Raw genomic sequence first — 7,541 nt, 5'->3', positions numbered from 1 at the left:
GTATTAAAGAATGAATGAAATTATTAGTGAAAGTAAAAGAAGATTTGATAAATATTGTAAAGATAATCAAGTTTTTGAGGAGAGAATTAATTCTCTTATTAACTACTATTTTTTACTGCTTGCTGATCGTGTAAACATTTTACAAGATAGAGAATTTAATAACGAGGTCGAAGAGAAGCAATTTAAAAGCAATCTCAAAAGATTTGAAACATTATTCCCAGCTGCTGCTAAGAATGCATTTTTAAAAGGATATCAGCTTGGTTTAGAGTTTTTCAAACATCCAGAGACAGTGATTCCGGATTCTCTATTTATAAATCCTAATTTTGTACAAGATATTCCTTTTGCAATTGTAAATGCAGCGGAATTTAGCATTTATGAATTAGTTCGAACGGATGAAACACAAGAATTTAGTGTATTTGCTGTTCGAACGTATGAAGGCATTAAACCCATAATGGAACAAGTATTTTGTGAAATTGCATTGTTTGGTGCGGAAATTTCGCTTGAGCATGAACGTGAGGAAAGAGGACTGAAAGTAGTTGAAGGAAAAACAACTACTTTTACAAATGTTCCAGTAGATCGTTTATTTACAATTACTCCATCTGTAGCTGCTAATGTTGTGCATGCGGATGGCCGCTGTGAAATCTGGAGTCTAAACTGGAATACAAAATTAACTTTAGATAATCCTTTTATTGAATTAGCACAAGTAACCATTGTTTACAAAGACAAGACAGAAATACAAAAAAATCTTCAGGATGGATTTATATATGAACAGAGTTTATTTAGTGCGATGCCGTTAGAAGAAATAGAGGATCGTTTAGAGGTTAGAGTCAAATATAACCTTATTGATAATATGCCATGTAATTTGGATGGATTTGAAATAGAATCGCTTCTCACCGAACTATTAACAAAAATACAAAACGCAACAAAAGTGCCTTTTGAAAACATGCTATTACTTTAAAGTGATTTTCTATCAAAGAGGAGTTTTTTATAATGAAAAAGATTGTATTAGCTATTAGTGATACTGTGTATACGGCATATTTACGTGAGGATTTTGTTGGTGCAGGATTTGAAGTAGCTGATAGTGATGTTATGCACATAAAGTATTTAGATGAAATTCTAGATACGGAGCAACCTGATATTCTATGTATTAATGACAAACGATTAAATATTGATGCGGGACACGAAGATAAGCGAGAATTAATTATTTTACAGAAGTTAAGAGACATTCGCTTTCAGCGGGATATTCGCATTGTAGTATTTACAGAGCGTGAAAATAATGATGAATTTTTAGCGAAGCTGATTTATCTAGGTATCTATGACATTTTTAACTCTCGTAAAATTGATATTGATAATAAAGTCATCCCGCAGCTGCTACAGGAATCGGATATTAAAAATGTGGTGGAAATTGTAAGAGCAAGTCAAGCACCGCAACATACGAAATTGCCTGAAGTGCCTTTTGATGAGGAAGAAGCGAAAGTATCAAGTGAATTAGAGGAAGGTAACAACAGTGAATCACACTCTAATTTAAAATTATTTAAAAACAAACAAAAGCGTAAGTCTATTCAGGAAGAAACGCCAAGAGCGCCAATTATAAAAAAACAGTATAAATTGGCTTTTGAGCCAGTATATGAGAAACAAATTGGTATTGCTATTCCAAGAAGAACAATTGTTGTGGCCAACATGAATAGGAGAAGTGGTGCCACTTTTGTTTCACATCTTTTAGCCGCTTACTTAAATGAACTACAGATTGATGTGAATTATATAGAGAATCTATATGATGATGGTTATACGTATCCGTTATTAAAGGGATATACAGAAGCGCCAGAAAACTATCGTAGTGAATTTATGTTGCAGCGATATAAAGAGATGCTACAGAAGGAATCTGATATATTATTAATTCCAAAATGGAAGCAAGGAAGAATAAATTATATTGTAAAGAATCCTATAGTTGACCAAGAGCTTCAAAACGAAACAGAGCAGGACTTCGACCATTTTATTAAGGTTTTATTGGCCAACCAAGAAGCACCTATATCTATTATTGATGCAGGGAGCGATTGGGATAAAGATTTATACCATGAGATATGTGAAATGGCGGATTACATATTCTTTGTAGCGGAACCAGATCTGCATCAATTGCTAAAGATAGCGCATCCTCTTACACAAAAAGAGAGAAAGCTCGTTTCTTACTTAGCTTTAGAGAAAGTGAGGATCATTGGGAATAAGTTTTCTCCTGCACTTTTAAAGCATGAAATAGTAGAAGAATGCTTTGGAGATAAGGTATTAACTGCTTTACCACCATATGAAATAGAAGATGTGTTTGAGTCACAATTGAATAGTAATACGTTACTATCAAGTCGTAACTATTATAAAGAGTTAGAAGAAATAATGAAGGAAATAGCAGAGTTATTGCTACCAAATCAATTGTTGAATTCCAAAAAAAGTTCCATTTTAAGTGGATTTCGATTTCGAAAGTCTGAAAGTTAAGGAGGCTGAAGAGGAATGCAAAAGTTTATTGTTGCAGCAAGTATGTTGCTGTTATTTGTAGGTTGTCTATTCTTTGTAACTGATATGGTGATTGGAGATACAACACATACTGATAATAAATCGTCTTTAGAAAGGGGAGGCGAGATAGCTGTGGCTAAGTCTGTAAAAGTAGGTACTCTGCGTGCAGAAGAAGAAATAGCTATTGATCCAGAAAAAGCGAAACAAGAGTTTGAAAAGGCGTATAATGGTAATGCGGATTTTAAAGATCCCGCTTCAAAACGTAACTTCACTGTACATGATGTACAGGAAAAACCAGCAATGATTGCTGTCGAAGGTGATGCAGAAGCTGCTAGTTATTTTAAGCAATTTGATGAAAAAAAAGAAACGATAAAGAGTAAAGCGAGAAGTATTATTATTTATGATGCGAATGGAAAAGAAAAACAATTAGGTGGAAACGTAAAATAAAGAAAAAGAGTAGGTGCATTAAAAATGCAAAATACAGTAACTACGGCTCTATTCCTTACCTTTTCTTTATTATTAATTAGCCTTTTACCCGAAGGCGTTTTGTATGGAATACAGTTAGTGAAAGCACATAACTTTGCTGCTGATATGGTAGAAAACGCAGAAAATAAGGGTGGATTTCAATATGATTACAATGGAAAAAGAGTGGATTTAGTCCCTGGGATAGAGAAAAGAATGAAAGAAGAAAAGATGGATGGATGGAAGTATGAGTATACAAAGGGACGCATCGATCATAATCAATCCCTTTCTTTTAAGGTGAAAGCAGAACACCATTTCTTCATATTTAAGCTGATTGGTGTAGATGGCATAAAAGCTCCGATATGGGCGAGTAAAGAGGGATTGGGACAAGTATATTTTAAGTAATGAAAATTCTAAGATTTGTACTATAAAAGACTATGCTGAAAAGTATAGTTTTTTTGTCAGAAAAATATACCTATATAGAACAGAAGTTATAAAAAATGTTAATTAATTAATTTATATGTTAAATTATCTAGATTTTATGTTTAAATTAGGTACAATAAAAGAATCTATGAAAAACTAATATATTTGGAGGAACAAACAATGGCTAACAAATTTTTAAAAACAGCAACAGCACTAACAATAATGGGTACATCATTACTAGGAGCAGGAGCATTTACTGCTAAGGCTGATAACACAGACTCATTAAAATTCAATGATGTTCCAGCAAATCACTGGTCTACAAAAGCAATTTATGATTTAACAAATCGTAAAGTAGTGCAAGGGTACGGAAATAATATCTTTGGCTTTGGTGATAATGTAACTCGTGGGCAAGTTGCTCGTATGATTTATATGTACGTAAAACCAGCAGATGCAGATGCTAGCTTCAAAAATCCTTTTACTGATATTAAAGGACATTTGTTTGAAAAAGAAATCTTAGCACTTGCTAAAGCAGGACTTGTAAATGGATTTGGTGATGGGAAGTATGGTCCAGATGATATTTTAACTCGTGAACAAATGGCACAAGTGCTTACAAATGCTTTTAAATTTAAGGCAACGAAAACAACAAAATTTGCAGATGTTGATAAAAATTCTTGGTCTTACAGTGCAATTAGTGCATTAGAGCAAAATGGGGTTACAATTGGTACAGGAGATAATATGTATTCTCCAAAAATGTTTGTAACACGTGAAGCGTATAGTCAGTTCTTATATAACTCTATTAATGCAGTTGAAAAAGAAACAAAACCAGAAGTGAAGCCAGATCCGAAACCTGAAATAAAACCAGAGGAAAAACCAGAAGTAAAGCCAGATCCAAAGCCTGAAACAAAACCAGAGGAAAAACCAGAAGTAAAGCCAGATCCAAAGCCTGAAACAAAACCAGAGGAAAAACCAGAAGTAAAGCCAGATCCAAAGCCTGAAACAAAACCAGAGGAAAAACCAGAAGTGAAGCCAGATCCAAAGCCTGAAACAAAACCTGAAGAAAAACCTGAAGAAAAACCAGAAATTAAATTGCCAGTAGGGTTAAATGAAAATTTAGCAACTAATGATATGGAATTTAATCAAGAAGCTTTTAACAATAACGTTACTGTTCAAAAACTAGTAACCAAAGAGGGACAAGATATTGTTAGCTCTATCAATCAAAAATATAATACTAATTTAAAGTATAACGATGTTGGGGTATACGTTAAACTTATTGATAAAGATATGTATTTACCAGCAGGTTCAATTGGAGCACAATTCTATGTTGATGCAACAGATAAAAATAATTTTGAAATCGTCTTCTTATATAATAATAAAGCAACAGTCGAATTAACTAAGAAATGGGTTACTTTCATAAATCCTGAATTAAATTTAGATAAAGAAATCCAAGAGACAGTAGATGCTCAAGTGATTAATAATTACACTACTCAAAACCATAAAGTTCGTATTGGGCATTCAACTGCTGATAAAATGATGTATATTCAAGTAGAAAGTAAATAAAGTAATTGTAAAGAGAAATAAAATTTGCTAGAATCAATATATAGTTTAATATACGGATTTTAAAATTACGTAAAGGACACACCTTTCGTACCAGCCAATGGTACGGGTGTGTCCTTTTTTATATTCAGGAGGAATATTCATGAAAATTAAAGAGAAAATACTCTTTGCTTGTACATCACTACTGCTGATACTACCTATTTCGGTAGATGCTAAGAATAATGATATTCCCTTCTTCGATGGGAAAGAGGATACTTATCTTTTATCTGGACAATTGCAAATGGAGGGGAAATACTTACGTCCAGGAAAGGGATATGAAGCTAATCGCTTAATGTATTTATCTGATTTGCATTATCCAGCTGTATATAATGGGGCTTTTAATTGGGAGAATCCATGGGAAAATTTAGTTCAAAATGCCGATTCAAGTGAACCGTATGTACGAATTTCAAATGAAGGTTATATCAATCCATCGGTTACTGTTGGGGATAGGATGATAACTGAGAAAGAACGAATTGATTCGGCGGTTATCGCTAATAAATATTGGGGGAATTCAGAGTTTGTTTTAGAAAATTTAAAATCACATCAAATTGTAAATACAAAAGGTTCAAGATATGGGTTATTCTATTGGATTCGTGATATTGCATATCTTTCTGGTGGATATGCGGGAGCTGGTGGAGTAAGTGAGGTTAATAATTATAGCTTATGGTATGTACGAACTAGTAAGCCTGAACTAAAAGATTTTAAAGCGTCTAGTGGGAAAAAAGATGTACCTGTGAAATTTACATTTAACGGTTTCGAATATGTAAGTAAGAATAAGGGATACAATGATAGAGATCCAAATGGGACAACAGTAAATCCATATCAAGCGGCAGCCGGTGAACGTAATCGAGTCAAGTGGATTCTTGATATTATAAAAGATGGCGAAACTGTTCATCATCAAGAAAATTACTTACGTTCAACTCCACAAAAAGATAACCAAAAACCAAATGAAGGAGATGCAGGGCAATTTAAAAAAGAAGATATAACCTGGCAGCCGCAATTGTGTGGGCAATATACTGCGAAAATTAAAGCAACAGATGCTGTACATAGGGATTCAAATGAAAAGACTGTTAACTTTAATGTTGATGGCAACTGCGGTACTGAAGTAACACCTAACCCAGATCCAGGTAATGAAGATGACTTTAAATATAAAATTGATTTCTCTGCTGACCGAATTGAAGGAGAAACAGCAAGAGAAGGAAAGAATATCAAAACAAGAGTAGATGTATCACGTGATAATTTTAAACTAGAGCGTGATCAATATAGAGCAAAAGTAAACAACAATATTAATAAGTCTCAACAAGAAATAAACAGCACTGAATCTGATAGAGATAGTGCACAATCCAGCTTAAGTTATTGTCGTCGTAATCCAATTCATGAAGTAGATGCCGAGGGAAAGGACCACTATTATGATAGAGACTGCTCTTGGGAAGAAAATAAACTAGATAGTGCGGCAAGTAGGCTAGATAATGCAAGGCAGAAACTAGAAAAAGAGAAGAATAAAATTAAAAAGTTAGATGTATTAGAAGAAAAATATATGAATCCTGAAACAGTAGTTGTGTTAAAACATAACGGACAACAAGTAGCTTTACAAAAGGTAAGATTAACTGAGGGAGAAAAGAAAACCCTGAACCTTGACTGGCAACATAAAGGTAAAGGAACAATTCAAGCGGAAATTAACCCTGCTGGTAATCGTATAGACATCGAGGAAACTACGTACAAAAATAATCCTATTAAAACAGCAATCTATGAGCCTTCAAAAGAAAAGGCAATGTGTGGTGTAACGAGTGTAAAAGGTGTAGTAGAAACAGTAAGTGAACGTGTATCAAAAGAAGATATAACTGGGGAAATGTATTATGAAACTTTGACAGGGAGTATTGGTAATTTAGCTCCTTCTAAGCTACATTCTGGTTATGGATTTTCGTATGAAGTAAACGGTAAGTACAAAAATGATTGGAATGCGAATTACCCTGGTGTATTTACTGCTGCTAAGGCACAATACCCATTTGCAGACGAAGGATTAAAGTCTACTCAAGATTTAGAGAAGAAAGAACTTAAAGATACTACAGCAAAATTCCTACCTAAAAATATGTATTTATCTGAAGCAACAGGACATGTTTTTGATAGTAAAAGACCAACTAAGTCTTTATATTGGGATGGACAAGAGAAAATCATTGATGGTGGCCAAAAATGGTATTCACCACTGAAGACAAAAGATGGTATATACACTTTTAATGTAGAAACAGCTCCAGCAGGTATCAATGAAATGAGTTTATGTTTAACTGAGCAAGTAGAGATTAAGGGTGTTGCGTATGATGATTTCATAAAAAGAAGAGTATTTCCTGACGATCCATTCCCTGGAGGAAGTGGAGTTGGTTGGAATTGGGTTGGTAAGGAAGACGTACTTTATAAATTAACAGATTGGTATTACATGAGAAATAGGAAATGAGAATAAAATATAGTATAATTAGATGAATCAACACAATAAGATATCCTTCTTAAACTAGTAGCTGAATGGATAAACCAAAGGCACATCCCTTAATGGGATGTGTCTTTTTTTT

6 protein-coding genes are annotated in these 7,541 nt (G+C 33.7%); all 6 read left to right on the top strand.

The features are described 5' to 3' along the window. Positions 1 to 10: 10 nt before the first annotated feature. The 6 genes from GBN78_RS20190 (at position 11) to GBN78_RS20165 (ending at position 7,429) form a co-directional block, all read left to right on the top strand. Positions 11 to 958, top strand: a complete 948-nt coding sequence (locus GBN78_RS20190; protein WP_001002553.1) for a hypothetical protein — start codon at positions 11 to 13, stop codon at positions 956 to 958. A gap of 32 nt (positions 959 to 990) precedes the next feature. After that, positions 991 to 2,484, top strand: coding sequence for a CpaE/TadZ family protein (locus GBN78_RS20185; RefSeq protein ID WP_000724987.1), 1,494 nt, complete (start codon positions 991 to 993; stop codon positions 2,482 to 2,484). A 15-nt stretch (positions 2,485 to 2,499) separates the two neighbouring features. Continuing rightward, positions 2,500 to 2,949: a hypothetical protein gene (locus tag GBN78_RS20180; RefSeq protein ID WP_001168897.1), complete on the top strand. Its 450-nt coding sequence runs from the start codon at positions 2,500 to 2,502 to the stop codon at positions 2,947 to 2,949. Positions 2,950 to 2,973: 24 nt separating this feature from the next. Continuing rightward, a complete protein-coding gene (locus GBN78_RS20175) occupies positions 2,974 to 3,369 on the top strand; it encodes a DUF4320 family protein (RefSeq protein ID WP_001181729.1) in 396 nt (131 codons plus the stop codon). 198 nt (positions 3,370 to 3,567) lie between these two features. Next, positions 3,568 to 4,944, top strand: coding sequence for an S-layer homology domain-containing protein (locus GBN78_RS20170; RefSeq protein WP_152127653.1), 1,377 nt, complete (start codon positions 3,568 to 3,570; stop codon positions 4,942 to 4,944). Positions 4,945 to 5,083: 139 nt separating this feature from the next. Then, positions 5,084 to 7,429 (top strand): hypothetical protein, encoded by a 2,346-nt coding sequence (locus GBN78_RS20165; RefSeq protein WP_000692852.1) that lies wholly within the window; start codon positions 5,084 to 5,086, stop codon positions 7,427 to 7,429. The last annotated feature ends 112 nt before the right edge of the window (positions 7,430 to 7,541 follow it).

The sequence above is a fragment of the Bacillus sp. B2-WWTP-C-10-Post-4 genome (genome assembly GCF_009183805.1).
GTDB lineage: Bacteria > Bacillota > Bacilli > Bacillales > Bacillaceae_G > Bacillus_A > Bacillus_A cereus.
Note: the sequence above shows the minus strand (reverse complement) of the source record. Positions and strands in the feature narration are given on the sequence as shown.

What these genes read in the sequence shown, in the direction of transcription:
- GBN78_RS20190 (WP_001002553.1), top strand. Translation starts at nt 11, where the DNA reads ATGAATGAAATTATTAGTGAAAGTAAAAGAAGATTTGATAAATATTGT.
- GBN78_RS20185 (WP_000724987.1), top strand. Translation starts at nt 991, where the DNA reads ATGAAAAAGATTGTATTAGCTATTAGTGATACTGTGTATACGGCATAT.
- GBN78_RS20180 (WP_001168897.1), top strand. Translation starts at nt 2,500, where the DNA reads ATGCAAAAGTTTATTGTTGCAGCAAGTATGTTGCTGTTATTTGTAGGT.
- GBN78_RS20175 (WP_001181729.1), top strand. Translation starts at nt 2,974, where the DNA reads ATGCAAAATACAGTAACTACGGCTCTATTCCTTACCTTTTCTTTATTA.
- GBN78_RS20170 (WP_152127653.1), top strand. Translation starts at nt 3,568, where the DNA reads ATGGCTAACAAATTTTTAAAAACAGCAACAGCACTAACAATAATGGGT.
- GBN78_RS20165 (WP_000692852.1), top strand. Translation starts at nt 5,084, where the DNA reads ATGAAAATTAAAGAGAAAATACTCTTTGCTTGTACATCACTACTGCTG.